19 protein-coding genes are annotated in these 24,686 nt (G+C 61.1%); 11 read left to right on the forward strand and 8 right to left on the reverse strand.

From position 1 onward, the window contains the following. Nucleotides 1-7 precede the first annotated feature (7 nt). The 3 genes from GKZ68_RS03925 (at nucleotide 8) to GKZ68_RS03935 (ending at nucleotide 2,248) form a co-directional block, all read left to right on the forward strand. On the forward strand, nucleotides 8-883 hold the full coding sequence (locus GKZ68_RS03925; RefSeq protein WP_302052007.1) for a diacylglycerol kinase family protein: 876 nt from the start codon (nucleotides 8-10) through the stop codon (nucleotides 881-883). Nucleotides 884-1,012: 129 nt separating this feature from the next. Then, entirely contained in the window at nucleotides 1,013-1,801 is a 789-nt protein-coding gene (locus tag GKZ68_RS03930) for a DUF3050 domain-containing protein (protein WP_173110909.1), read from the forward strand. Between the two features lie 102 nt (nucleotides 1,802-1,903). After that, nucleotides 1,904-2,248, forward strand: coding sequence for a translation initiation factor (locus tag GKZ68_RS03935; RefSeq protein WP_173110911.1), 345 nt, complete (start codon nucleotides 1,904-1,906; stop codon nucleotides 2,246-2,248). A gap of 18 nt (nucleotides 2,249-2,266) precedes the next feature. On the opposite strand, the gene GKZ68_RS03940 is transcribed toward GKZ68_RS03935, so the two are convergent. Both GKZ68_RS03940 and GKZ68_RS03945 read right to left on the reverse strand, forming a co-directional pair. Continuing rightward, nucleotides 2,267-4,912, reverse strand: a complete 2,646-nt coding sequence (locus tag GKZ68_RS03940) for a PspC domain-containing protein (protein ID WP_173110913.1) — start codon at nucleotides 4,910-4,912, stop codon at nucleotides 2,267-2,269. A 75-nt stretch (nucleotides 4,913-4,987) separates the two neighbouring features. Further along, complete coding sequence (locus GKZ68_RS03945; protein WP_173110915.1) at nucleotides 4,988-5,323, reverse strand: PadR family transcriptional regulator; 336 nt, start codon at nucleotides 5,321-5,323, stop codon at nucleotides 4,988-4,990. A gap of 295 nt (nucleotides 5,324-5,618) precedes the next feature. Between GKZ68_RS03945 and GKZ68_RS03950 the strand changes: the two genes are divergently transcribed. After that, the gene (locus tag GKZ68_RS03950) at nucleotides 5,619-6,755 is read left to right on the forward strand and encodes a PorV/PorQ family protein (protein WP_173110917.1); all 1,137 of its coding nucleotides are present in this window, start codon (nucleotides 5,619-5,621) and stop codon (nucleotides 6,753-6,755) included. A gap of 40 nt (nucleotides 6,756-6,795) precedes the next feature. Continuing rightward, nucleotides 6,796-12,087 (forward strand): C25 family cysteine peptidase, encoded by a 5,292-nt coding sequence (locus tag GKZ68_RS03955; RefSeq protein WP_173110919.1) that lies wholly within the window; start codon nucleotides 6,796-6,798, stop codon nucleotides 12,085-12,087. Nucleotides 12,088-12,157: 70 nt separating this feature from the next. Here the strand turns inward: GKZ68_RS03955 and GKZ68_RS03960 are convergent, their stop codons facing one another. The 3 genes from GKZ68_RS03960 to GKZ68_RS03970 all read right to left on the reverse strand — a co-directional run bounded on the left by GKZ68_RS03960 (nucleotide 12,158) and on the right by GKZ68_RS03970 (nucleotide 14,878). Further along, nucleotides 12,158-12,655, reverse strand: coding sequence for a dihydrofolate reductase (locus tag GKZ68_RS03960; protein WP_173110921.1), 498 nt, complete (start codon nucleotides 12,653-12,655; stop codon nucleotides 12,158-12,160). Between the two features lie 38 nt (nucleotides 12,656-12,693). Beyond that, complete coding sequence (fmt, locus tag GKZ68_RS03965; RefSeq protein WP_173110923.1) at nucleotides 12,694-13,644, reverse strand: methionyl-tRNA formyltransferase; 951 nt, start codon at nucleotides 13,642-13,644, stop codon at nucleotides 12,694-12,696. A 139-nt stretch (nucleotides 13,645-13,783) separates the two neighbouring features. Then, nucleotides 13,784-14,878 carry an exo-beta-N-acetylmuramidase NamZ domain-containing protein gene (locus GKZ68_RS03970; protein WP_254244150.1) on the reverse strand — a complete coding sequence of 365 codons (1,095 nt, stop codon included), beginning with the start codon at nucleotides 14,876-14,878 and terminating at the stop codon, nucleotides 13,784-13,786. Between the two features lie 201 nt (nucleotides 14,879-15,079). Here GKZ68_RS03970 and GKZ68_RS03975 point away from each other — a divergent pair, with 201 nt between their 5' ends. The 4 genes from GKZ68_RS03975 to GKZ68_RS03990 all read left to right on the forward strand — a co-directional run bounded on the left by GKZ68_RS03975 (nucleotide 15,080) and on the right by GKZ68_RS03990 (nucleotide 19,756). Further along, entirely contained in the window at nucleotides 15,080-16,294 is a 1,215-nt protein-coding gene (locus GKZ68_RS03975) for an FtsX-like permease family protein (RefSeq protein WP_254244151.1), read from the forward strand. 194 nt (nucleotides 16,295-16,488) lie between these two features. Then, nucleotides 16,489-17,556, forward strand: a complete 1,068-nt coding sequence (locus GKZ68_RS03980) for a kelch repeat-containing protein (RefSeq protein ID WP_173110927.1) — start codon at nucleotides 16,489-16,491, stop codon at nucleotides 17,554-17,556. Beyond that, nucleotides 17,540-18,892 (forward strand): DUF4270 family protein, encoded by a 1,353-nt coding sequence (locus GKZ68_RS03985; protein ID WP_173110929.1) that lies wholly within the window; start codon nucleotides 17,540-17,542, stop codon nucleotides 18,890-18,892. Before GKZ68_RS03980 ends, GKZ68_RS03985 begins: the two co-directional genes overlap by 17 nt. A gap of 144 nt (nucleotides 18,893-19,036) precedes the next feature. Then, nucleotides 19,037-19,756, forward strand: coding sequence for a PD-(D/E)XK nuclease-like domain-containing protein (locus tag GKZ68_RS03990; RefSeq protein ID WP_173110931.1), 720 nt, complete (start codon nucleotides 19,037-19,039; stop codon nucleotides 19,754-19,756). Nucleotides 19,757-19,835: 79 nt separating this feature from the next. Here the strand turns inward: GKZ68_RS03990 and GKZ68_RS03995 are convergent, their stop codons facing one another. Next, on the reverse strand, nucleotides 19,836-20,795 hold the full coding sequence (locus GKZ68_RS03995) for a hypothetical protein (RefSeq protein ID WP_173110933.1): 960 nt from the start codon (nucleotides 20,793-20,795) through the stop codon (nucleotides 19,836-19,838). A gap of 1,308 nt (nucleotides 20,796-22,103) precedes the next feature. Here GKZ68_RS03995 and GKZ68_RS21870 point away from each other — a divergent pair. Both GKZ68_RS21870 and GKZ68_RS04000 read left to right on the forward strand, forming a co-directional pair. Beyond that, on the forward strand, nucleotides 22,104-22,355 hold the full coding sequence (locus GKZ68_RS21870) for a hypothetical protein (protein ID WP_254244152.1): 252 nt from the start codon (nucleotides 22,104-22,106) through the stop codon (nucleotides 22,353-22,355). 45 nt (nucleotides 22,356-22,400) lie between these two features. Next, complete coding sequence (locus tag GKZ68_RS04000; protein WP_254244153.1) at nucleotides 22,401-23,504, forward strand: RtcB family protein; 1,104 nt, start codon at nucleotides 22,401-22,403, stop codon at nucleotides 23,502-23,504. Between the two features lie 76 nt (nucleotides 23,505-23,580). Here the strand turns inward: GKZ68_RS04000 and GKZ68_RS04005 are convergent, their stop codons facing one another. Next, nucleotides 23,581-24,165: an MOSC domain-containing protein gene (locus GKZ68_RS04005; protein ID WP_173110934.1), complete on the reverse strand. Its 585-nt coding sequence runs from the start codon at nucleotides 24,163-24,165 to the stop codon at nucleotides 23,581-23,583. Between the two features lie 26 nt (nucleotides 24,166-24,191). Continuing rightward, entirely contained in the window at nucleotides 24,192-24,653 is a 462-nt protein-coding gene (locus GKZ68_RS04010) for a hypothetical protein (protein WP_173110936.1), read from the reverse strand. Nucleotides 24,654-24,686: the final 33 nt, after the last annotated feature.

Here is a 24,686-nt window from a genome sequence, read left to right on the forward strand (position 1 = left end):
CGTTTGTATGCCGCGTACTTGCTTTATTTTCAATCCGATGGCGGGCACTGGCCGCCGGGCCGATTTTCCGACGCTGCTGCAGCGGCATTTCGGCGGCGCAGCGGGAGTTGAGTACCTGCTGCGGCCCACCGAAGGCCCCGGCCACGCCACCGAGCTGGCCCGCGAGGCCGCGCAGGCCGGCTGCCGGGTAGTAGTAGCCGTGGGCGGCGATGGCACCGTGAATGAGGTGGGGCAGGGGCTGCTGGGCCAGCCCGGCGCGGCGCTGGGTATCGTGCCGCGCGGCTCGGGCAATGGGCTGGCCCGCCACCTGCGGGTGCCGCTGGGCCTGCCGGCCGCGCTGCGGCGGCTGCGCCAGCCTACTTTCAGCCGCATGGATGTGGGCACCATTAATGGCCGGCCGTTTTTCTGCACGGCCGGGCTGGGCTTTGATGCGCACGTGAGCCAGCATTTTGCGCAGGCGGGCACCCGCGGGGTGAGCACGTATTTGCGGGTGACGCTGCGCGAGTACGGCCACTTTCGGCCAGTGCCGGTGGAGGTCGATACCAACGGCCAGACCCTAGCCACCGACTGCTACGTGCTGGCCTTTGCCAATGCTTCGCAGTACGGCAACAATGCCTTTATTGCTCCGCAAGCCAACTTGCAGGACGGCCTGCTTGATATGTGCCTCATTGATGCGCTGCCGCCCTGGCGGGCCGTGCGGGTAGTGCTGGGCATGGCCCTGGGCACCCTGCCGCGCACGGGGGGCGCCGCCTACCGCCACACGCAGCACGCTCTGGTGCGGGCCGCCGCGCCCCTGGGCTACCACGCCGACGGCGACTACCTGGGCCACGCCACGGAGTTTGAGGTGGGCGTGCTGCCGCTAGCCCTGGAGGTAGCCGTGTAGGCAATCTGGCGGCTAGCCCGATTACGGAGGGCCAGTCGCTGTCGGCATTTTTTTCTGCTGCTGGAAAAGCTAAAATGTCCCTGGTTTGTTAAAGTCAACAGCCACTTATCCGTTTATAATTCAAGGAAAATGTCTCAGGATTTTGTTCAGGAATTGCAGGCGCAGTTCCGGCCGGCGCGCCAGCGCATGGTCGACCACGCGGTATACCGCCGTATCGAAACGCTGGCCGACCTGCGCGTATTTATGGCGCACCACGTGTACGCGGTGTGGGATTTTATGTCGCTGCTCAAAGCCTTGCAGCGCGAGCTGACCTGCGTTGAGTTGCCGTGGGTGCCAAAGGGCAGCCCCGCTACCCGCCGCCTCATCAACGACATTGTGCTGGAAGAAGAAACCGACCTCGACCCCGAAGGCCAGCCCACCAGCCACTTTGAACTGTACCTGCGCGCCATGCGCGAAGCCGGCGCCGATACCGCGCCCGCCGAGCGCCTGCTGGCCGCCCTGGCCCAAGGCGACAGCGTGCCGGCGGCCCTCGCCGCCGCGCAGGCTCCGGCCAGCGTGCAAGAGTTTGTGAAGCACACGTTTAGCGTCATTGCCAGCGGGCAACCGCACGCGGTGGCGGCGGCCTTCACCTTCGGGCGCGAGGATGTGATACCCGATATGTTTCGCAGCCTGATTGCCGACCTGGGCCAGCGCTTTCCGGGCCAGCTCGATACGTTTACGTACTACCTCAACCGCCATATCGAGCTTGATGAGGACCACCACGCGCCGCTAGCCCACCAGATGGTGCGCGACCTTTGCGGCACCGACCCGGCCCGCTGGCGCGAAGCCACCGAGGTGGCACAGCAGGGCATGGCCGCCCGCGTGGCGCTTTGGGACGGTATTGCGGCCGCGCTGGCTCAGGAGAAAGCTGCCGTTTAGCACCGGGTGGTTTGTGATACAAAAAGGACGCTAGCCACTGGCTAGCGTCCTTTTTGCGTTGGGAGCGTGGTTGAAAAGTCCAGCATCCCGACCTTTGTAGGTATGAAAAAAGACCAGTCGCGCCGCCAGGGAGTGATTTACTCAACCAATCCCGACTTCTCTTATCAATCTGACGAGCCAGCCGAGGCTGCGACCCTGCCGCCTCAGCAGCAGCACTTGCGCGTGCAGCTCGACAAAAAGCAGCGCGGCGGCAAGCAGGTGACGCTCATTACGGGCTTCGCGGGGAAAGAGGAAGACTTGCAAACCCTCGGCAAGCTGCTCAAAACCAAGTGCGGCGTGGGCGGCAGTGCCAAGGATGGCGAAATTGTGGTGCAGGGAGACTTCCGGGCCAAGGTGCTCGAAGTATTGCTCAAGGAAGGCTACAAAGCCAAGCAGATTGGTGGCTAGCTAGGCCATTGGCCAGTTTTACTCGCTCACTTCTTCCAGCGAACTGCCGCTGCTGAGGTCTTTGGCGATGGTGCGCGGGTGGCCGGCGTAGCGCACCACGCTGCCGCTGCTGAGGTCTACTTTCAGCTCGTCGGTGGCGCGCACCTTGGCCTGCGAGCCGCTGCTGAGGTCGATGTTGGCGCGAGTGGCGCTCAGGCTCAGCGCTTCGAGCTGGCTGGCGCTGGAGCCGTCCACGGTCAGCTCGTTGGCCGCGCCGGTGAGGTTTACCTGGCTGGCGCTGCTGAGCTGCAACTCCAGTTTAGGCACGTGCACGTCGAGGCGGGCCGACGAGGCGCTGGAGGCTTCGAGGCGCAGGTCTTCGTCGCGGAAGCCGCTGGCCTCGGCCTGGCAGGCACCGCTCAGCTCCAGGTGGCGCAGGCGGGGCAACGTGATTTGCACCAGAATCGGGTGGCGGCTCATGTCGAAGCCCGAAAACAGCCCCCCAGCGCGGTTGCGCACCACCAGGCGGTTGCCCCGAATGTCGAGGCGCACGTCGGCCAGGTCGGCGGGGCGGCCGGCGGCCTCGGCCTTATAGCTGTCGCCCTGGCTCAGCACTACCCGAAAGGGGCCGTGCACCTCCACTTCGCTAAACTCGTCGCTGCTGCTCGTGGCCTTGCGGCCGGTGCCGTAGTAGCCAGGGTCCGTGTTAAAGCGGTCGGCCTCGGAGCGGATATTCACGCGGGGCTCGTCGCCGTCAGTATTGACGCGCACCTGCGTTTTATTGCCGTTCACGTCCAGGTTCACCACCGCGTCGCCGTCGCTAGTGTCATCATTATCAGCCGAAGGCGGGCAGTCGAGGCAAGTAAATTTGCCCTCGCGGGTGAAGCGGGCGCGGTAGGCGCGGTCGCCGCTAGGGCGGTGGCCGTTGGTAAAGTCTTCATCATCGAGCCGTTCGATAAAGAGCGGCGTGAGACGGTAGATTTTATTGAGCGGCAGGTGCAGGGTCAGGTTCAGCTTTTGCTCGCGGTAGGCAGCGCTGCTTTTCAGCGTAATGCCCTGGTCGAAGATGATGGTCGAGTCGCGCTGAACGATGTTGTAGTTAATCGTTTGCTGGGCCGTGAGGCGGGCCGCCTCTTCGGTGCGGCCCCGGGCCCGGAATTCTTCTTCTACAAAGGGTGCCGCGCCGCTGTCGGCCGGGGCCAGGGCCAGGTTCACCCGTTGAAAATGGTCTTCCACATTGCGCGAATCAAGCACGATGCCGGGGCCCGCGATGGGTTGCAGGCGCACGGTAGTAGTATAAGTGTCTTTGGCCTGAAAATCGCGGGCCACCTGCAAGCCAGCGGCCGTCGAGCCCACCACGCCCAGCAGCCATAGGCCCAGTAGTACCCCACTCGCCGAGCGGCCCAACACAGGGCGGCGCAGTAGTAAGCGCAGCCCCAGCAGCAGGAGGCCCAGGCCCGGAATGCCCAATAGCAGCGCCCCAGCTATCGCGCCCCAGGGCGGCAGGTTGCGCACCAGCGCCCCAAAGCTGTCATCAAACATAAAGCCGTTGCTGGTGTGCTCCACAGCCGTGAAGGGAATAATGCTCAGGGCTGCGCCCAGCACCGTCAGCACGCTAAATAGCCAGCTGCCACCCCAAAAAATCAGCAGTAACCCCACCACCCAGCGAATGAGCGTGCCCAGAAAATTTACGGCCGGCCGGGCACCCCTAGCCGCCGTTTCGAGGTAAGTGCCCAGCGGGCGGTTGGGGGCCGGCGGTATTTCTCCCTCAAAAGCATTGCTGCGCAGGTTGTTATCAATGCCCGAGAGCGTTACGGCATCGCCGCGCATCTGCATTTTCTCCGATACGGTGCGGGCTTCGGGCACTACGGCCCACAGTATCAGGTAGATAATAAACGATGAGCCGCCCAAAAATAAGCCAATCAGGAAAAGTACCCGTACCAGCACCACGTCGGTCTGGAAATAAGCGGCTAGCCCCGCCGATACCCCGCCGACCTTGCCATTGTCGACGTCGCGAAAGAGCTTACGGCCGGTGAGCTTACCACCAAAGTCCAGCGTATCAATAGGTTCGGGGGCATCATCGCGCTTAGGTAGGGCTATCCACAGCACCACGTAGGCGATGAGGGCCAGGCCGCCAAAGTCGAAACGGTGGCGAAACATGCCGGTGCCGGGAATGTGGTCGTACACCCCAAACACGTTAGGCAGCAGCACCAAGGCCAGAAAAATGAGGCGCACCAGCAGCGGGTTCACCCGGAAGTACTGGGCCAGCCCGGCGCACACGCCCGCAATCTTGCGGTGGGCCAGGTCGCGGTAGAGGCGGCGGGGCTCCGTATCGGCCGGGGTAGGGCCACCGGTGAAAGCGCGGCCGGCGCCAGCCGCCGTAGCCGCCGGCTCGGCGTAGGTGTCTTCGTCCTCGTCGGGCGAGGTCTGGAAGTCGCTCACGCGGCCCATCTTGGCAGTCATCTCCTCCACGTCTTGGAGAGTGATAACCTGCTTGACTGGCGAAAGACGCGCCGAAAACAGCTCGGCGATGCGGCCCTCGATGTCGGCCACGATTTCTTCGTGGCCCTGGTAGCTGGCGAAGTGCGCCTTCACCTCTTGGAGGTAGCGGCTAAGCACTTCATAGCCATCATCTTCGAGGTGGAAGATGATGCCCTGCAGATTGATGCTGATGTTCTTTTTCATGAGAAAGGCCGCAGGCGCGAAGCGCGGCAGGTTGAAGTCGGAGAAAGAAGGTTTAGCGGGTAAAAGCAGGGCCGGCTAGGGTCGGCGAGGCTGGCGAATGATGCCCACCGAGAGGGCCATTTCTTCCCAGGTCTGGCGCAGCTCCTCTAAAAACTGGCGGCCGGCCTCGGTGAGCGTGTAGTATTTGCGGGGTGGCCCGGAGGTCGATTCCTTCCAGACGTAGTCGAGCAGGGCGGCATTTTTGAGGCGCGTGAGCAGCGGGTAGAGGGTGCCCTCCACCACTATCATGCGGGCCGCGGTGAGTTCCTCCAGCATGTCACTGGCGTAGGCTTCCCCGCGGCCGATTATCTCCAGGATGCAGAATTCGAGGATGCCTTTGCGCATCTGCACCTGGGTGTTCTCTAGTTTCATGGGCGGTATGGGCTAGTAGTAGGTGAGGAACGGTACAAATGTACAGCTGGTACTTTGTATTGCATAATACTTGGTGTAAAAATTTTTGTTGTCTTTCGCAAATTTTTTTCGCTCCTCAAGCGGTCACGTATTTATTTTTTCCTATTCCACTTCGGCCAGCATCCAAAAATATCGCGCCAACTGCACCATAATCAGCCAAATACAGCACAGGCGCTGAGGTAAGGAAAGCCAGTACGCACTATCTGGCAGTAACTTGCGTTGCTGCTCCGATTATTCTTCAGGCTATCCATTCTCTATGCTACAACTCTCCGCTAGCTACCGTTGCTGGGTGCTGCTGCTGGGCGTAGGCGCCGCGCTGGGGCTAGCCACGCCCGCCGCCCACGCCCAAACTTACACGCCTAAGTACAGCAACGAGTTTTTGAACCTGGGCGCCGGCGCCCGCTCGCTGGGCATGGGCAAGACCCAGGTGAGCCTGGCCAACGATGCCACCGCCGGCTACTGGAACCCGGCGGCCCTTACCAGCATCACCGCCAAGTACGACGGTGTGCTAATGCACTCCGAGCTGTTTTCGGGGGTAGTGAAAAACGACTACGCCGCTTTTGCCATGCCGCTCGATGACAAGAGCGCCATCGGCGTGACGGTGCTGCGGCTAGGCGTGGACAATATTGCCGACACGCGCTCACTCATCAATGAGTACGGCTACATCGACTACGGCAAAATTAGTTATTTTTCAGTAGCTGACTACGCCTTGCTATTATCTTATGCCCGCAAGCTAGGGCCTGAAGGATTGAGTGTAGGTGCTACAGGTAAGTTAATTTATCGCAATGTTGGCTCTTATGCGAATGCATACGGCTTCGGAGTCGATGTAGGCGTGCAATATAATCGGGGTGGCCTGCGGTTAGGGTTATCTGCTCGCGATATAACTACTACTTTCAATGCTTGGAGCATTGAGGCCGACAAGTTTGCCAATACAACCTTTCCCGGCGAGAGAGTACCTTCTAATACAACGGAGGTTACGCTACCTCATTTCATTCTGGGTGCGGGGTATCAGGTCAAGCTTCCAGCACAATTCACAGCACTCGTGGCAGTAGATGCAGAGGCTACTACCGATGGACAACGCAATACACTCATTTCGGCAAAGTCTGTAAGTGTAGACCCACGTGTAGGTGTTGAAATAGGCTATCGCAACATGGTGTTTCTTCGTGGAGGAGCGGGTAATTATCAGAGAATTAGCACATTTGCTTATGACCTTGAATGGAAAGGCCAGTACAGCCTGGGCGCGGGCGTGGCCTTCAGCGGGCTGCGCGTGGATTTGGCGCTCTCGCGCCTGGCGGTAGAGAAGCTAGGCGCGACTTCCCAAACCAATTCGCTCATCGTGAGCCTCGGCTACGGCCTGGGCAGCCGCGCGGGCAGTGTGCTAAATACCAACTAGCGTTATCTATTGACCTTGACAGACAGCTAATTGCTACATTATGGATAAATCATACCCCACTATTTGGGCACGGGTGTTGGGCCGGGCCGTGGGCCTGGCCTGGCTAGCCCTGCTGCTGGGTGCTTTCACCACCGCGCAGGCCCAATCGGGCGCCTACGGCAACGAGTGGATAGTGCAGGGCCAGCCCTACTATAAAGTAAAAGTGTGGCGCGACGGCCTCTACCGCCTCGACTACGCCTACCTGACCAGGCTGGGCGCGGGCGCGGTGGCGCCCACGCAGCTGCAGGTGTGGCGGCGCGGCAAAGAAGTGGCTGTGTATCAAGGTGGTAATTCGACCACGCTCGACAATACCAGTTTTGTCGAATTCTACGGCCAGCGCAACGATGCCGGGCTCGACAAGGAGTTTTATAAAAATATAAAAGACCAGGCCAACCCATTCTATAGCTTTTATACCGATACGGCGGCCTATTTCGTGACCTGGGGCACCCGGCCGGGCAAGCGCATGGCGCAGCCCGTGGCTGCCGGCGGCACGCCCCACGGCTGGCGCATTCAGTCGCTGTTGACCCAAAAAGTAAGCAACTACGCCGAAGGCCCGACCGAGCAGACGTATACTTTTCTGCCGTGGATAGAGGCTGGGGAGGGCTTTTTTCAAGGCTTTTATTTTAGCCAATCCCAGGCGCTACCCCTCGATTCGGCGCTGCGGGCCGTGGCTACGGTGCCGGGCGTCCCTAGCCCTACATTAGACGTAGTAGTACAGGGCGGGTTCCGTGATACCAATCATAAAACGGCGGTGCAGGTAGTTCCGCCCACAAGCGGGGCCACGCCCCGCACGCTTGGTATACTTAGCTACTATGGCTACGAGCATAGCTACGGCCGCTACCCGCTGCAAGCCAGCGACATTGGCAGCAATGGCTCGGTGCTGGTGAGCTTTGCTATTGCGCCGCAAGCGCCGCAGCGGTATGTCGATGTGTACCGGCTGTCGTGGTGGCGCGTGACGGCGCCGCAGCAAAACGTGTGGTTTAACGACCGGCAGCAACTGTTTTTTCAGAATGATTCGCTGCTGAGCGGGCCGGCCACCTACGAAGTCGATAATATTCCGCCCACCGTGAGTGGCTTTGACATCCACGACCCCTGGAATGTGCAGCGCGTTGCGCCTACTGCCGCCGCTACCCTGGGCAGCACTGGTCGCCGCTACGTGTTTCCGAGCGCTACCAGCCAGCAAACGCGCCGCCTGCTGCTGGCCGACGAAGCCCGCACGCTGGTGCCGCCACCCGCTCGCCGGGTCAACTTTCGCGCCATTGACCCGGTCAAGCCCACCTTCGTCATCATCACCCACCCCAAGCTGATGCAGGCGGCCGGGGGCGTACCCAACGTGGCGCTCGCCTACGCCAGCTACCGCGCCTCGGCCGCCGGCGGGGCCTACGATACGCTGATGGTGACCGCCCCGCAGCTCTACGACCAGTTTCACTACGGCGAGCGCTCGGTGATTGCCCTGCGGCACTTTGCGCTGTGGCTGGCGGCCAAGGCGCCAGCCAACCAGACCAAGTACCTGCTGCTGCTGGGCAAAGGCATTTCGCCGGGCTCAGCCGTGACGACTACCGTTAGCCCCGACTACACATTTGGCCTGGGTGGCGGGTTCGACGCCTCGCAGTCGGCGCGGGTGCGGGGCGAAAATGGGCTGGACCTGGTACCCATCTCAACCCGCTCATCGTCCGATATTTTCCTGTCGAGCGACTGGCCCCACGACAACAACGTGCCGGCGCTGCCCACTGGCCGCGTCGTGGCTACTACCGCCCAGGAAGCCCTCGACTACCTGACCAAGCTGAAGGAATACGAAGCCCAGATTAACCCGAATCAGCTCAACCCCGACCCCTGGCACAAGAACTTTGTGCACCTGGGCGGCGGCCACGACCCAGCAGAAATCGCACTTTTCGGCAGCTACCTCAATAAGTATAAGCGCCGCGCCGAGCACCCGCTACTGGGGGCTAGCGTCACGACCTACCAGCGGGTATACGACCCCAATAATCCGTTTGCGGGCGAGAAGAATATCTCCAGCGAAGTTAATGCGGGCCTGGGCCTGATTACGTACTTCGGCCACGGCTCGACCACGACATTTGACCTGAACATCGGCGACATCAACGACCCGACTCAAGGCTACACCAATGCCAAAAAGTACCCGGTCATGATGTACAACGGCTGCTCAGCCGGCGCGGCGTTTTTCAATGCCCGCACCTTCGCCACCGACTGGCTGCTGGCCCCCAGCAAGGGCTCGATTGGCATTATGGCGGAAAGCGGCGCCTCGTATGCCGACCTGCTCGACCCGGCCCAGGACCTGAGCTACCAGCTGCTCTTCAATGACCCCGTTTGGTTTGGGCGACCCGTTGCCGAAGTGCGCCGCGAGGTAATCCGGCGCTTGCAGCCTACGGCGGCGTTTTTGCCGCTAGCAGGCAACCTTCGCGCCACCGAGCAGCTGCTGTGCACCATCTGGCAGGGCGACCCCGCCCTGCGCCTGTATGCCCCGGCCAAGCCCGACTTCGTGGCGAGCAGCGCCGCGCTCTCGCTCAGCCCCATTGCCCCCGACGTGGCCGTGACGGGCGCTTCGAGCAAGTTTACGCTCAATATCGGGGTAAGCAACCCCGCGCGCATCACCCGCGACTCGATTGAGATTCGGGTAACGCGCACGTACCCAACCGCCACCGGGCTAGCCCCCGAGGTCTACGTATTTAACAACCACAACGGCCTCAGGCCCTTCCCGCAGGCGTTCCGGCGCGATACAACCTATACGATTACGCTGAATAATCCCACGAGTGATTTTTCGGGTGATAACAAGTTTACCGTGGAGCTTGACTACCGCAATAAGGTGGCCGAGCTCGACGAAACCAATAACACGGCCACGCTCACATATTCCTTCCTGAAGCGCGGCCTCACGCTGCTGACACCCACCGAGTTTGCCATCATCGCGAGCAATAAGCCCCGCCTGGTGGCCCAGAGCAACGACCCCAATGGCCCGGTGCGCAGCTACGATTTTCAGGTCGACTCCGTGGCTAGCTTCACGAGCCCCGCCCTGCAAGTGGCCACTATCTCGGCCGGCGTAGTAGCTACCTGGACGCCCCCCAAGGCGCTCGCGGCCAAGGCCGACTCCACGGTGTGGTACTGGCGCGTGCGCTTTACTACCCCCGTGCCGCCCGAAGATGCCAGCTGGCAGGTAAGCTCATTCCGCGTCATTGCCAATGCCTTGAGTGGCGGCTGGTCGCAGAGCCACAACGGGCAGTTCAACCGCGACCAGCTGCAAGGCGTGGCTGTGGCAACCCCCAGCAACCACTGGAGCTTTGCAGCGCAGCAGCAGCCCCTGACGCTGCGCACGGGCGGTGGCGGCGGGCCCGGCGGCGCCTATACCTTCCTGGTGAGTGGCTACGGCATCAATGTTGGTAGCAGCGTGGCCGACGTGAGCAATTGCGGCGCAAAATCGCCCAACCTGCTGCTCGCCGTGTTCGACCCGCGCACGCTCAAGCAAATTCCCGTGGCGGGCTCGTACTCGCAGTGCGGGCCGGCTAGCCTGCCGTTCTACTCTTTCGGGGCCGACCCTACCAGTGGCGCCGATACCCTCGACAACCTCAACAATAGCGCCGCCCGCCGGGCGCAGCTGCTCGACTTTCTGGGCAAGGTGCCCGACGGCGCCTACGTAGCCCTGGTGAGCGAAAACCGCCTGCGCTACGCCGACCCCAACATGGCCGCCACGCTGCGCCAAGTGGCTAGCCTGCTCGGCAGCAAAGTGGTGACGACCCTCAAAAACGGCGACCCCTGGGCGCTGGTAAGCCAGAAGAAGGCTAGCGGCAGCGTGCTGCTGGCCGAGGCTGGTCCCAATGCCACGTCGAGCACGGCTAGCTACCTGCAAGGCATCACCTTGACTACCTCGCTCAGCGCGCCTAGCCAGGCGGGCAGCATTACCAGCACGCTCATCGGCCCGGCCGTGAAGTGGCAGGCGCTCTTCGACGTTATCAAGCCCGAAACGCCGACGGCCAGCTACACGCTCGCGCTGGTGGGCATCGATGCCACCAACAAAGCCACGGTGCTGCAACCCGACATCAAGACTAAGAATGTGGACCTGACCGGCTACTCGGCCACTACCTACCCCTACATGCAGCTTCAGCTGGCCCTGCGCGACTCCGTGAACCGGGTGCCGCCGCAGCTCAAGCAGTGGCTTCTTACCTACAAGGGCAAGCCCGAGGGCGTGGTGCGCCGCGACTTGGTAGCGGCGGCCGTCTACGACTCGGTGAGCCTCAAGGCGCAGGCTACCACCGGCACCGGCTTCATCAAGTTCCCGGTTAAGTTCGACAATATCTCACAGGAAGCCTTCGCCAGCCGCCTCCAGACGCAGGTGCAGCTCATCAACGCCGCCACCAACCTGCCGGTGAAAACCCTGCCGCTGCTCACCGCCACCCGCGACCTGCTGCCCGGCGACAGCGCCCTCACCGTGAACGTGAGCATTGATATGCGCGGCTTATTTGGCAGATTTTACGTGCGCGTGTTCGTCAATCCGCAGCTGCAGCCCGAACTCTACTACTACAATAACGAGCTGAAAACGGCCACCTTCACGGTGCGCGACAACAACGTGCCGCCCACCCTCGACGTGGCCGTCGATGGCCGCCACATTCTGGATGGCGAGCTGGTGGCGCCGCGCCCCGTGGTCACGATTCAGCTCAAGGATGAGGATAAGCTGCGCCTTATCACCGATGCGTCGTACTTCACGGTGTTTCTGCAAAAGCAGGGCGGCGCGACGGTACCGGTGAACGTGAATGGCCCGGAGGTGCACTTCAGCGTCGACAACACGTCGGGCAGCCTGGCTAAGCTCGACTATCAGCCTGGCCTGAGCGCGCCGCTGGCCGATGGGGTGTATACGCTGAGCGTGCAGGGCCGCGACCCTGCTGGCGCCAGCGCGGGCACCGTCAATTACCAGGTGAAGTTCACGGTGGTAAATGCCTCGCAAATCTCCAACGTGTACCCGTATCCAAATCCCGTCACGAGCAAAGCTAAGTTCGTGTTTACAGTGACGGGCGCGGAGCTGCCCCGCAACATGAAAATCCAGATTATGACCCTGACGGGCCGCGTGGTGCGCGAGATTTTCATGAGTGAGCTCGGCCCGCTGCACATCGGCAACAACATCACCGACTATGCCTGGGATGGCACCGACCAGTACGGCGACCGCCTTGCCAACGGTACGTACCTCTACCGCGTGGCCATCGACGACCCTACCGGCGAGTTCAAGAAATTCACCACCGCTGGCGACCAGGCTTTCAAAAACGACTGGGGCAAGCTCGTGCTGCTGCGCTAGCCCTTGTTCATTCAGAAAAGCAAAAAGGTCGCCCGGCTGAGCCGGGCGACCTTTTTTGTGGGCCCTAACCCTAGCGGCGGCGTAGTGTCACGAAGCTGTAGGCGAGGTCGTTTTTGGCGTCGGGCGCGTGGCGCTCACGGGTTTCCTCGCGCCACTCGGTGGGCGAGAGGGGCGGAAAAAACGTGTCGCCATCGGGCACGGTAGTGTGCACTTCGGTAAGGTACACTACATCGGCGGCGGGCAGCGCCTCGCGGTATATTTCGCCGCCGCCAATGATGCAGACTTCTTCACCACCCGGCTGCCGGGCGGCCAGCGCCAGCGCCTCGGGCAGCGAGTAGGCCAGCAGCACCCCGGCCGGCGCGCGCCAGGCCGCTTGGCCCGTTACTACGACGTTGGCCCGGCCCGGCAGCACCCGGCCAATGCTCTCAAACGTGCGCCGGCCCATCACGATGGGGTGGCCGAGCGTCAGTTTTTTGAAGTGCTGTAAATCGGCGGGCAAGTGCCAGGGCAGTTGACCCTGGCGGCCAATAACGTTGTTTTCGGCCGCAGCTACAATAATGGAAACCATAAGGAAAATTGATAGGTAGGAATGTAGAATTGGGGTGTTTATACCTCCTTTCCGCTCCCTAGTTCCAGCTTAGTGCCGCGCAAAAACTCTTCTACACTCATCCGCTTTTTGCCTTCAAGCTGCACTTCGAGCAGGGCTAGCCAGCCGGTGGGCGTGGCCACGCGCAGGTGGTGGCGGCCATCGGTGGCCCAGGTACCCGCCGGGGCAGGGGGCTCGGCGGCTTCGGCCCGCGCCCGAAATACTTTCAGGGCCCGGCCGTCGGGCAGGGTGGTATAGGCGGCGGGCGCGGGGGCTAGGCCGCGCACCTGATTTACCAGCTCCTCGGCGGGGCGCGTGAAGTCGAGCCGGCCGGTTTCCTTGGTGAGCTTGGGGGCGGGGCGCAGGTCGGGGGTGGTAGGCTGCGGGGTGCTGGGGGCCGCCCCGGCCGCAATGGCCGCCACCGTGCGCCGGGCCAGCGCCGCGCCGGCCACCTTCAGCTTATCATACAAGGAGCCAAAGTCGTCGCTGGGGGCAATGGCAATTTTATCCTGCAAGATGAGGTCGCCGGTATCAATCTCGTGGCGCAGAAAAAAGCTGCTGACGCCCGTTTCCTGGTCGCCGTGCATCAGGGCCCAGTTGATGGGCGCCGCGCCCCGGTACTGCGGCAGCAGCGAAGCATGGATATTGACCGAGCCCAGCCGGGGCATATGCCACACCGCCTCGGGCAGCATCCGGAAGGCTACTACTACTTGCAAATCAGCGGCGTAGCTTTTTAATTCTGCCTGAAAAGCCGGGTCTTTTAAATTAGGTGGTTGCAGCACCGGCAGGCCGTGGGCCAGGGCCGCCTGCTTCACGGCCGAAGCCTGCAGCTGCCGGCCCCGGCCAGCAGGCCGGTCGGGGCCGGTGATAACGGCTACGACCTGGGCTTCGGGCAAGGCCAGCAGGGTTTCGAGGGTAGGCACCGCAAAATCGGGGGTGCCCATAAACACGATGCGAAGAGGAGAAAGCATAAAGTAAGGGACTTATATAACCGGCTGTCATGCGGAGCCTGCGATGCATCGGGTCGCCGCAGAACGAAGCGGAATGGTGGTAAGCCAAACGGCGCAATGGCGAAAAGGGACTGCGCAAGCTCCGCATGACAAAGGAAGATTACCGCTCGGGATACAGCAGGTACTTCTTACGCAGCTGCTTGAACTTGCTCAGCCCCGGCTCCCAGCTGGCCCGGATACTGGCCTCCGAGCGCCCGGCTACCACCTGCGCCCGCAGCGAATCGGTGCCGGCCAGCTGCTCGAAGTACTTTGTAAAGAAATGCTCCTTATTCGTGCTTTGGTGGTAAAAATCAAGCAGATACTTTACCGTGAAGAACTGGCTGGCCTCGCCGGCGGCGGGCTGGTGCAGGTCGAAGCCGTAGCAGCGCTGGCCATTGAGTGGCGGCGTGGGCGAGCCCGCATTAGGCCGGGGCGTGAATTGGAAAGGCCGCGTAGCCGGCTGGCTAGGGCTGCCTATCACCTCAAACGGCCGGTCGGTGCCGCGCCCCACGCTCACGGTGGTGCCCTCGAAAAGGCACACGCTCGGGTAAAGCGCCACCGCCCGCGCCGTGGGCAGGTTGGGGGAGGGGCGCACGGGTAGCGCGTAGGGCGTGGCGTGGGTGTAGCCGCCCGCGATGGGGATTACCTGCAGGCGGCAGGGCTGGCCACCGGCCAGCCACTTTTCGCCATTAATCATCCTGGCTAGCTCGCCTACCGTGAGGCCATGGCAGATGGGCAGCGGGTCGAGGCCCACAAATGAGCGGTGCTTGGCTTCGAGCACCGGGCCATCGACCAGTAGGCCGTTGGGGTTGGGCCGGTCGAGCACGATAACGGTTTTACCCTGCTCGGCGGCGGCCTCCATTATGTAGTGCAGCGTGCTGATGAAGGTGTAAAAGCGCGTGCCCACGTCCTGGATATCGAATACCAGCACATCGACGTCGGCTAGCATCTCGGGGGTGGGCTTTTTGGTTTTGCCATACACCGAGCGCACGGGTACGCCGGTGCGGGCGTCGCGCCCGTCGGTAATGGTGGCGCCATCGGCCGCCTCGCCCCGAAAGCCGTGCTCGGGCGCGAAGATGGCCGTCAGGTTCACGCGCAGCGCTTTCAGCGTATCGACCAAGTAAGTGGAGCCTAGCCGCGAAGTCTGATTTACGACCAGGCCTACGCGCTTGCCTTGCAGCGCGGGCAGGTAGCGCGGCAGCTGGGCGGCACCCACTATGGGCAGTTTAGAAGGAGGAATAAAGCATGAGGAATTGCTAGAAGTAAATTCTGCATTCCCCATTCCTGCTGCTAAATTGCCCAATAGCCCGCCGGCCATAAAAATCCACTTTATCATAGCCCAAAAGTAGCCCGCTGCGTAAGAAGCGCGCTGCTGCCCCGGCCCCAACCCCCGGCGCGGCGTAGCTTTACGGCACTTGTGAATATCGCCCGCTACATATCGCGCCGCATGGACGGGGCCGACTCCGGCTCCTTCACCCACTCCGTGACGCGCATTGCCACGGTCAGCATTGCGCTGGGCATCGCCGTGATGATAGTGTCATTCTCGATTCTGCACGGCTTTCGCGAGCAGATTCAGAATAAGATATTTTCCTTCGGCGCACACTTGCAGCTTTCGCGCTACGACACCAACAACTCACTCGAAGTGGCGCCCATCTCCGAGCCCGAGCTGCGGCGCCAGCTGGCCCGCTACCCGCAGGTGGCCTCGGTGCAGCCTTTCGCCCGCAAAACGGCCATCATCAAAACCACCGACGAGGTGCTGGGCGTGGTGCTGAAAGGGGTGTCGGAAAAGCACGACCTGAACTCGATGCGTCAGAATATGGTGGCCGGCAAGTTTATCGGCTTTACTGACACGGCCGCCAGCAACGACATCGTGATTTCGCAAAAAATCGCCGATAAGCTGCGCCTGCAAGTGGGCAGCCCAGCCTTGTTCTACTTTATTCAGCAGCCACCGCGCGTGCGCAAATTCCGGGTGTCGGGCATCTACCAGACCGGCCTCGACGAGTTTGACGAGGTATACGTGCTCGGCGACTTACGCCAGATTCAGGAACTCAATGCCTGGCCCGACTCGCTGGTGGGCGGCCTCGAAGTGCGCCTGCGCGACTTTTCGCGCCTCGACCGCACCTTCGACCAGTTCTACGAGCAGCTGCCCTACGAGGTGCGCATCGAAAAAATCACCGACCAGTACGCGCAGCTGTTCGACTGGCTTCAGCTGCTCAATCGCAACGTCATTATTTTCCTCATTCTAATAATTTTTGTGGCCACCTTCAACATGGTCGCCACCATTTTTATCATGATTCTGGAGCGCACCAAAATGATTGGTATCCTCAAAGCGGTGGGCGCTACCGACAATCAGATACGGGGCATGTTCTTTTTCCGGGGCATCTCCATCACGCTTAAGGGATTAGTGATTGGCAACTTTATCGCGCTGGGATTCTGCGCCTTGCAGTATTATTTCCGCATCATTCCGCTCGACCCCGAGAACTACTACATGGACCGCGTACCCGTGGCCTGGGACCCCCTGGTGATGGTGCTGCTCAATGTGGCTACGCTGGCCGCCTCCATTCTATCGGTGCTCATCCCGACCTACATGATTGCCCGCATCAAGCCGATGGTCGCCATCCGGTTTGACTAGGTGCGCGGGCCAGCTAGCCAGTAAATGCGGGGAAACTGCGCGGCAAAAACTCGGCGTTGAGCGACAAAACCGGGCGGGTTTGGCGAACCTGGCGTAATTTAGCCGGGCCAATTGGGCTAGTCAAAAATAAAAGCCGGGTGCAACCTGTTTACTGCTCGGTACGCTCTCTTGGGTACAATAACTCTCTTTTTTTCATGAAAAATTTTCCTCGGCTAGCCGGCCGTATGCTGGCGCTGCTGCTGGTGCTAGGTGGCCTCGGCCTGAGTAGCTGCCACAAAGACACCACCACTACCGTGTATGGCAACTGGCAGAAGGGCAACTCATTTCCGGGTACGATTCGTAGCAATGCAGTAAGCTTCGTTGTCAATGGTGTGGCCTATGTTGGTACTGGTATTGATGGCAATAGCGTGAAGTACAATGACTTCTATTCTTTTAATCCGGCCACGGGCAGCTGGCTGCGCCTCACGCCTTTTCCAGGGGTAGCGCGCTATAACGCTACCGCCTTTTCGGTAGGCAGCTTTGGCTATGTGGGCACCGGCTACGACGGCACCAACTACCTGAAGGATATGTGGAAGTTTGACCCCTCGCAAAACACCACGACGACGACGGGTACGACGACGGTGACTACGGTAGGCAAATGGACGCAGATTGCCGACCTGCCAGTTAGTCCCGGCACTGCGGGCCGCTACGGCGCCGTGGCCGGTAGCGTGGGCAACTACGGCTACGTAGGCTGCGGCTTTGATGGCAACAATGAGAAGGATTTCTACCGCTACGACCCCACGGCCAACACCTGGAGCACGTTCGCTGGCTTCCCCGGCGACAAGCGTATCAATGCGGTGGCCTTCACTATCAACAATGTGCTGTACGTGGGCACGGGGATTAACAACGGTCAGTATACCACTGACTTCTACGCCTACGACCCCGCCAAAGACGCCTGGACGACTAAGAGCCAGCTGGCCAACATCAGCAACTCGACCGCTTCGTATGATTACAGCAAAGTGGCGCGTTCGCAGGCCGTCGCCTTCACGGTAGGCAACTACGGCTACGTGACTACCGGCAGCAATGGCGCCGTAACTACCAGCTGCTACCAGTACGACCCGACGCAGGATATCTGGACGGCAATGAACCCGTTCCTGGGTACGGGCCGCAATGCCGCCGTTGGGTTTGGTATTGGCAGCTTCGGCTACGTGGGTACCGGCAATTCGGGCAGCAATCGCTTAGATGACTTCTGGACGTTTGACCCTAATGTCACGCAGCAGTAAGCCACACCTGGCCCTGGCCGCCTGGGGCCGGCTGCTGGCTCTGCTAGGCTTGGTGGCGCTGGCCGCCAGCTGCACCAACACCGTGAGCGACATTGGTGTGGGCCTGCCTGACGCCAATGCCGACACCGGAGCATTCCTGATTGATACCCTGACGGTGCGCTCCTCCACGGTGCTGCGCGACTCGGTGCCCAGCTCCAACTCGACCTACCTGTTTGTGGGTCAGTATACTGACCCGCTGCTGGGTAAACTCACGGCGCGGAGCGCATTCCGGCTGGGGTTGGCGGGGGCCTTCACGCCCGACCCCACGGCCGTATTCGATTCCGTTACGCTCATTCTGAAGCCGGATAACTACCGCTACGGCGATACGACCAAGACGCAGTCGCTGGTAGAGGTGCATCGGTTGAGCCGTCAGACGCCTATTTCAATCACGAAGTATTCCTATGTTGCACCTCGGCTGACGCCGATGGGGTATGACTCGACCCATGTTGATAGCTTGCTGAATCTAAATCACCGGGTACCTAAAGGCCGGGCCCGGCCGAATCTCACCACGCTACGCATACCATTGGATAACGCTTTTGGGAAGGAGTTGCTAGACCGTGGCAAAGCTGGCCAGCTTAGCACGCAGGACGATTTTGATGCCTACCTGCCGGGATTGGTTATCACGCCGGGTGCCAACGACGAAGGCGCAATTATTCGCCTGAACGCCACCTCGACTGATGCAGCAATGCGCTTGTATTACCATGTGCCGACCGACCCAACTACGGTCATTACCAGTGATTTTTCATTGGCTGCCGGCGCGCGGCACTTTTTCCAGATACGCGCCAACCGAAACCGCCTGCGGAACATTCCCACTGCCTCATTAGGGGTTGCTGCTTCGGCTAAGACGGGTGAGCAAACTATCATCGAAGGCGCGCTGGGCCTGCAAACCCGCCTGGAATTTCCGTACCTGACCGACCTGCGGCAGTTTGGCAACAACCTGACGATTACGAATGCGCAGATTACGGCCTCGGTGCCTACGGCCACGCTTATGCCGTTTGTGCCCGCACCGCCCGCGCTCAGCCTCTACTATACGGACGCTTACAACCACCCCATCAGCGTTTACCAGTCGAATATTACCTACAATACGGGTATTTCGACCCTGACCGGTATTGAGCAGGGCACGTATAATTGGTCGATGACTTCTTATATCCAGTCGGTGCTGGCGAATAGAATTCCGAATAATGGTCTGCTGCTCGCATCGGCTACGCCCGAGGTGCCTAGCCGGGTATTTATCGGCAGTACCCGCAACTCGCAGTATAAGCTCGCCTTCCGCGTTTACTTTATCCGGGTGCAGTAAGTGTTGGGCGCTTAAAAATAGCTTGTGGTAACGCTACCAAAAGCCCCGCAGTAGCCGCTGCGGGGCTTTTGGCTTTTTAGCGCGCTGCCAGTCAGGATTCCGGCATTTGGGGAGACTTTTTGCCCAAACGACTGTTAGCCTAATGTGTCCGACCAGTTTTTGCCGCCCGCCCCGCGCCCCGACCTGCTTCGGGTGTCGTATGATGACTACCGCGCCCTGCCCGCCATCGCCAACTCTGACCTCTCGCGCCTGCGCGATGCCCTCGACGGCCGCCCCCCGCGCCAAGATTCGGGGTCGGGGGCACTGAGCTTCGGCACGGCTTTTCACACGGCCTTGCTTGAGCCCGGCGATTACCGGCCGGGCCAGCCTGGCCTCAACGACACGCTTATCTGGTGGCTGGTAGAAGGCGTAAGGCTTAATACGGAGTTGAGCCGCCTGCTCGAAAATGGCGTAACCGAGCGGAGCGCGCTTTTTACTGAGCCTAGCACCGATACGCTTTGCAAGCTGCGGGCCGACCTCGTGCTCGACCAGCCCGGCCAGCCCTACACCGTTATCGATTTTAAAACCACGATGGCCCGCGATGCCGAGCACTTTCGCTGGCAGTGCTCGGCCTACGACTACGACCGCCAAGCTGCGTTCTACACTGATGCGCTGCACGCCGACCGTTTTCTGCTGGTGGGCGTGCAGAAAGTTGAGCCGTTCGGCGTTTTTCCTATTGAGGTGCCCGCCACTATGCTAGCCGAAGGCCGCCGCAAGTATCTGCACCTGCTAAAGCTGCTGCGAGCGCCCGCCACCGCGCCCGCCTACCGGGCCCAGGCGGTGCAGGCCGCCGCCGAGGCACTAGGCCACGGTGGGTCCGCGTAAGGGGGTGAATAGCAGCGCGAGGCAGGAGTGGTTTTATAGTATTTAGCCTTGCATGCCGATTGATAGTAACGGGGTTATGCTACATGCCCTCGTGGCCGTTGGCTGCTACTTCACGCAGTACCTGCCGCAAGCTGGCCGGCTCTTGCAAGTGCCGTGCTAGCTGTATTAAGTAGTCGGTTTCGGCCCGCAGGCTGCGTTTTATATCGCGTAGCCGGGTGCGCTGCTGCTTTTCGGTGCCGCTCCAGGGTGCATGCTCGTCGGGCCGTCGGGCAGCTGCCAGCTGCTGGCTTAGTCGGGCTTGTTGCTGCGCCAGGGCCTCGGCCTCGGCACTGGGTGGGGTAGCAGTATCCGTCGTAGCGAGCAGCGAAAGCAGCGCTGCTAGGTCGCCCGCCGCGTAGGCAGCCGTGATGCGCTGCATAAGTGCCGTCTGAGCTTGCTGCGTGTCTGCATCGGCCCGGGCCGCGCGGTCGGGGTGGTGCAGGCGGGCCAGCTGGCGGTAGGCAGCTTTCGTGTTTTCCAGTAAGGCTTGGTTTTCATGCTCCGTAGCCTGGGTTTGCGTGGTGCGGGCCCGCTGGCGGTGGGCGCGGGCTGCTGCTGCTTGCTCGTGGGGCGGTGGCCCGGGGCTAGCCTGCGGCGTGGCGGCGTCCGGTTTCGCTTCTAGTGGCGGTGGCGGCGGGGCATAGCGAGCCAATATTTCAGCCTCATCTTCCCCAAAGCGCTCCTGCAGGCTGCGGGCATTGTGCACCAGTAGTTCCGTTACCTGCTGTAGTTCAGCCCGGTTGAGGTAGCCGCTGGTTAAGGCGGTTTCTAGGGGCGCGTATAAGGCACGGCGGGCGGTTACGGCTGCGGCAGCTACTGGCCCCACCTGTTGCCAGTAGGCCTGCCGGGTGGTCGCCTGGCTAGCCCGCAGGCGCTGCAACTCCTCGCGCAGGGTATTCACTTGATGCAGTGCGTGGCGAAAAGCCAGCTGAGCGGGCGAGCCGGCTGGTGCAGCTGCCACCCGTGCGGGTAGCCGTTGGCGTTGAGGTAGATTAGGCACAGGTTGTAAAATTACGCCAAAATAATACCTCCTGGGTAATGCTTCCGTTTAGGGTTTTTCAAGTAATTGCATTAGTTAAAAGGCAAAGCAAATCGTAGATTATTTGATTAATTGGCGCTCTTGTTTTAATTATTTTTAAAATAATTTGCCAATTAGTTGTGCAATCGAAATAATTATCGCATCTTTGCGGTACCAAACCCCCACAGCCATGTATCGACTGACAGTCAATTTTCGCAGTTCGGATAAGATGCAGCCAGAAAAACTGGTATGGCCTGGTACGTTTGCCTGATTTTAGCGCCTCGCTAAAACTGTCGCCGCCCGAGCCCATAAAGCTCGGGTTTTTTGTTGTTGCCCGGTTATCAGCTGCTTAGCTATTACCTCGATGCTCGCCCAGCCTTCCGGTTGCCAGTTTGAGTTGCCCCGGTAGCCGTCGGCCCAAGGCTAGCCGGTGCGTCATATTCAGATTTTTTATTTGCATAATAATTGCCGATAACTATCGGCAATTATTATGCAAATAAAATCAGACTTTTAATTTTATTATCGAATAAAATATAATTTTTTATTCGACCGGAATACTTGCGTCCAATTAAAATTAAAAAATACCATTCAAATTTTCCTTTGCCCGTTTTCCACCATTAGCATTTCTTGCCATGCGTTTCAATTGCGACTTGCCCACGAAAGCTGCGCCAGTTCGCAATCACGAAACCGCTCCCGTCGCGCAATAGCTATACGCTGCCGCTACGGCCGCCCTCAGCGACCGGTTTTAGAAGCAGGCCGGCACCCGGCTAGCCCGCTTGCGGGCGCTGGTAGCTCATAATAGGTCGCAGTTCGTGGTGCGGCTGGCGGTATATGCGCTTATCGCCCGGTATTCCAAAGTTGGCCGAATAATTGTCTAACTCTTTACCCGCAGCATAGTCATGCTTCACGACTTAGGCAAACGACTGACCCCTTAATGGCAGTCGCTAGCCGGAACGGCTACCCGCCGGGGCCCAGTTTGCTCCGGCGGCCCGTTCCAAACCAGTCGCATTTCCTTCGTGGGTGAGTGCCGGAGGCTAGCGCTACTTCGTGATAAAGTTATCGGGTGCAATGCGTTGCATCTCGTGGGGTCGAATCCTGTTGCTCACCTGGCTAGCGGTAGCGTAGTGGGTAGCGCACCTTAAAATCGCAGGCCTCACGCCTGGTGCCCGCTTTTGCTGAAAGCTGCCGGATGCCGTAGGTCGGCGCTACTGCGACCCGTCCCGTTGCCCACGTGCACCGTCCGCTCATTGCTGCGGCGATTTTTTCTTTCAATTTCACAATCAACTGCTTATGGCCACACAATTACGCGGCAACGACTTGCGGCAGCTCGGGTTTCCTGAGGGCCGTGCCATTGGGCTGGCACTCGCCCAGCTGCAACGCAAAGAATTCAAGCGCCTGTCGCAAACCGACCAGCTAGCGCTGCTAACAACCATTCTGGCTAGCCCCTCATCTTTTCTTACCGACTTGGCCTGGAGCCACGTGGCCGGCGCGCTCTTGCCGCCTCCGTCGCGGCACGTCGAGCTGGTAGCGCGCAAGGAGTAGGCCACCTTCGGGGCCGAACATATTGATGCCAGCGCCATCCATCAGATGGAAACGGCCATGAAGCTGCCCGTGACGGTGGCCGGCGCGCTCATGCCCGATGCCCACCACGGCTATGGCCTGCCCATCGGCGGCGTGCTGGCTGCCGATAATGCCGTGATTCCCTACGCCGTGGGCGTGGACATTGGCTGCCGCATGGCTCTGTCGGTGTTCGACCTGCCAGCCAAGTACCTTGCCCAGCGCACCCAGGAACTGCGCAAAGTGCTGCTAGACAACACGCGCTTTGGTAGTGGCCGGGGGTGGGAGCGGGGCCAGCGCCTAAACCACGACGTGCTCGAGCGCGACGAGTTTCAGGCCGTGCCATTCTTGAAAAACAAGCTCGCCACGGCCGCCGAGCAGCTTGGCACTTCGGGCTCGGGCAACCACTTCGCGGAGTTTGGCTTAGTGGATATTACCGACCCGGCCAACGAGCTGGGCCTGCCACTGGGCCAGTACGTGGGCGTGCTTTCGCATTCGGGCTCGCGGGGCCTGGGTGCCAGCGTGGCGCAGCACTACACCGGCCTGGCCAAAGACGTGTGCAAGCTCCCCGCCGAGGCCCAGCACTTGGCCTGGCTAGGCCTCGATACCGAGGCCGGCCAGGAATACTGGGCCGCCATGACTCTGGCCGGCGACTACGCTTCGGCCTGCCACGAGCACATTCACCGCCGGCTGGCCAAGGCGCTGGGCGAGAAGCCCCTGGCGAAAGTGGAAAACCACCACAACTTCGCCTGGAAGGAACACTTGGCCGATGGCCGCGAGGTCATCACGCACCGCAAGGGCGCCACCCCGGCCGGCGCTGGTGTGCTCGGCATCATTCCCGGCTCCATGACGGCCCCTGGCTTTATTGTGCGGGGGCGCGGTGCGGCAGCTTCGCTGGCATCAGCCGCGCACGGGGCCGGGCGGCTCCTGTCGCGCACCCGCGCCAAGGCCGAGCTGAGCGAAGCGCAGGTGCGCCGCACCCTCGCCGACCACGGCATCGAGCTCATTGGTGGGGGGCTCGACGAGGCGCCGCAGGCCTACAAAGACATTCACACCGTGATGGCTAGCCAGCACGAACTGGTAGAGATTCTCGGCTCCTTTACCCCAAAAATCGTGCGGATGGACGGCGCGTAGAAAAAAGTATGCTAGCGCGAAATCCGGCCGGGCCGACCACTGCGTAGAGTAGTGCAGGCTCATCAGAGCCGTGTTTTCATAGCTCAGAAAGCCCGTTGCCTTTGGCTGCGGGTTTTTTATTTGCTGGCTGGTCGGCCGGTGCGGAGCCGGGCAGCACGCGCACCACGTCGCCCACCCGCAAGTGGCCACCCTGCGCAATGTGCGCCGTGAGTCCGCCGTGGCCGCGCATCGCATTGTAGCCGCCGGGGCCCAATTCCTCTTCCATACGCGAGCAGGGGTGGCACTCGCCCGTAATGTCGAGGATAACGGCCTCCCCAATCTGAATTTGGCGCCCTTTGAGAGCTAGCAGATTGAGGCCGCTCACTACCAGGTTGCGGCGCAGCCGGCCCGGCGCCACCGGTTCAGCTAGCCCCAGAAAGCCCGCTACCGCCGCCAGGTGCTCGTGCTGAATAAGCGTAATCTGCCGCTTGCCGCCCGCCTTTGGGCTCGCGTGGTCGCCGGCCAAGTGGCGGTCGGTAATCACTTCGGCCTCAAATACCGCGTCTGGCTCAGTGCGCCGGGCCGGGCGCAGGCCTATCCATTCGAGCCGGCCCTCCTGAGGTAGAGTGGCCAGCAGCCGCGCCACCGTCGATTTGTCGTCGCCAAAGAAAGGAAATGCCATTTTCAGTCAGGTATTTGCGATAAATATTACAGCTCGTCGGGCGTGCCGAAGCCCTCCCGAATTTCGGGGTGGCTGATTTGCCCACCCAGGTTGCCGGCCCGGGCCAGCAGCCCAACGCTCAGCACGGCTCCGAGCAGCGTGCCCCAGGCTAGCTGCCGAGTGCGCGGCGTTTGCTGCTGCTGCGCCAGCACCAGCAGCGCCAGCGTGCCCGTGGCTACCAGCACCCAATAGCCCAGCCGCGCCGCCTGCGCATGATTCTGAATAAGCGCCTGGCTTACCCGCGGCATATCCTTGACAACCTGCGCCGCGCCGGGGCCCGTCAGCTGGGCCGGCAGCCCTAGCGCCACGGCCAGCACCAGCGCCCACAGGCCTGCACGCAGCACGGCTTCCTGCCGCTTTAGCAAGCCCGCGCCGAGCAGCAACACCCCGGCCAAAGCGCCAAAAATGGGCGCGTGATTAAAAAGCAGATGCCAGTGCGCTTGGTTCATACCGAAAAGAAGCCCCGGCCGGATAACGAAGCC

Source organism: Hymenobacter sp. BRD128 (assembly GCF_013256625.1).
Taxonomy (GTDB): Bacteria; Bacteroidota; Bacteroidia; order Cytophagales; family Hymenobacteraceae; genus Hymenobacter.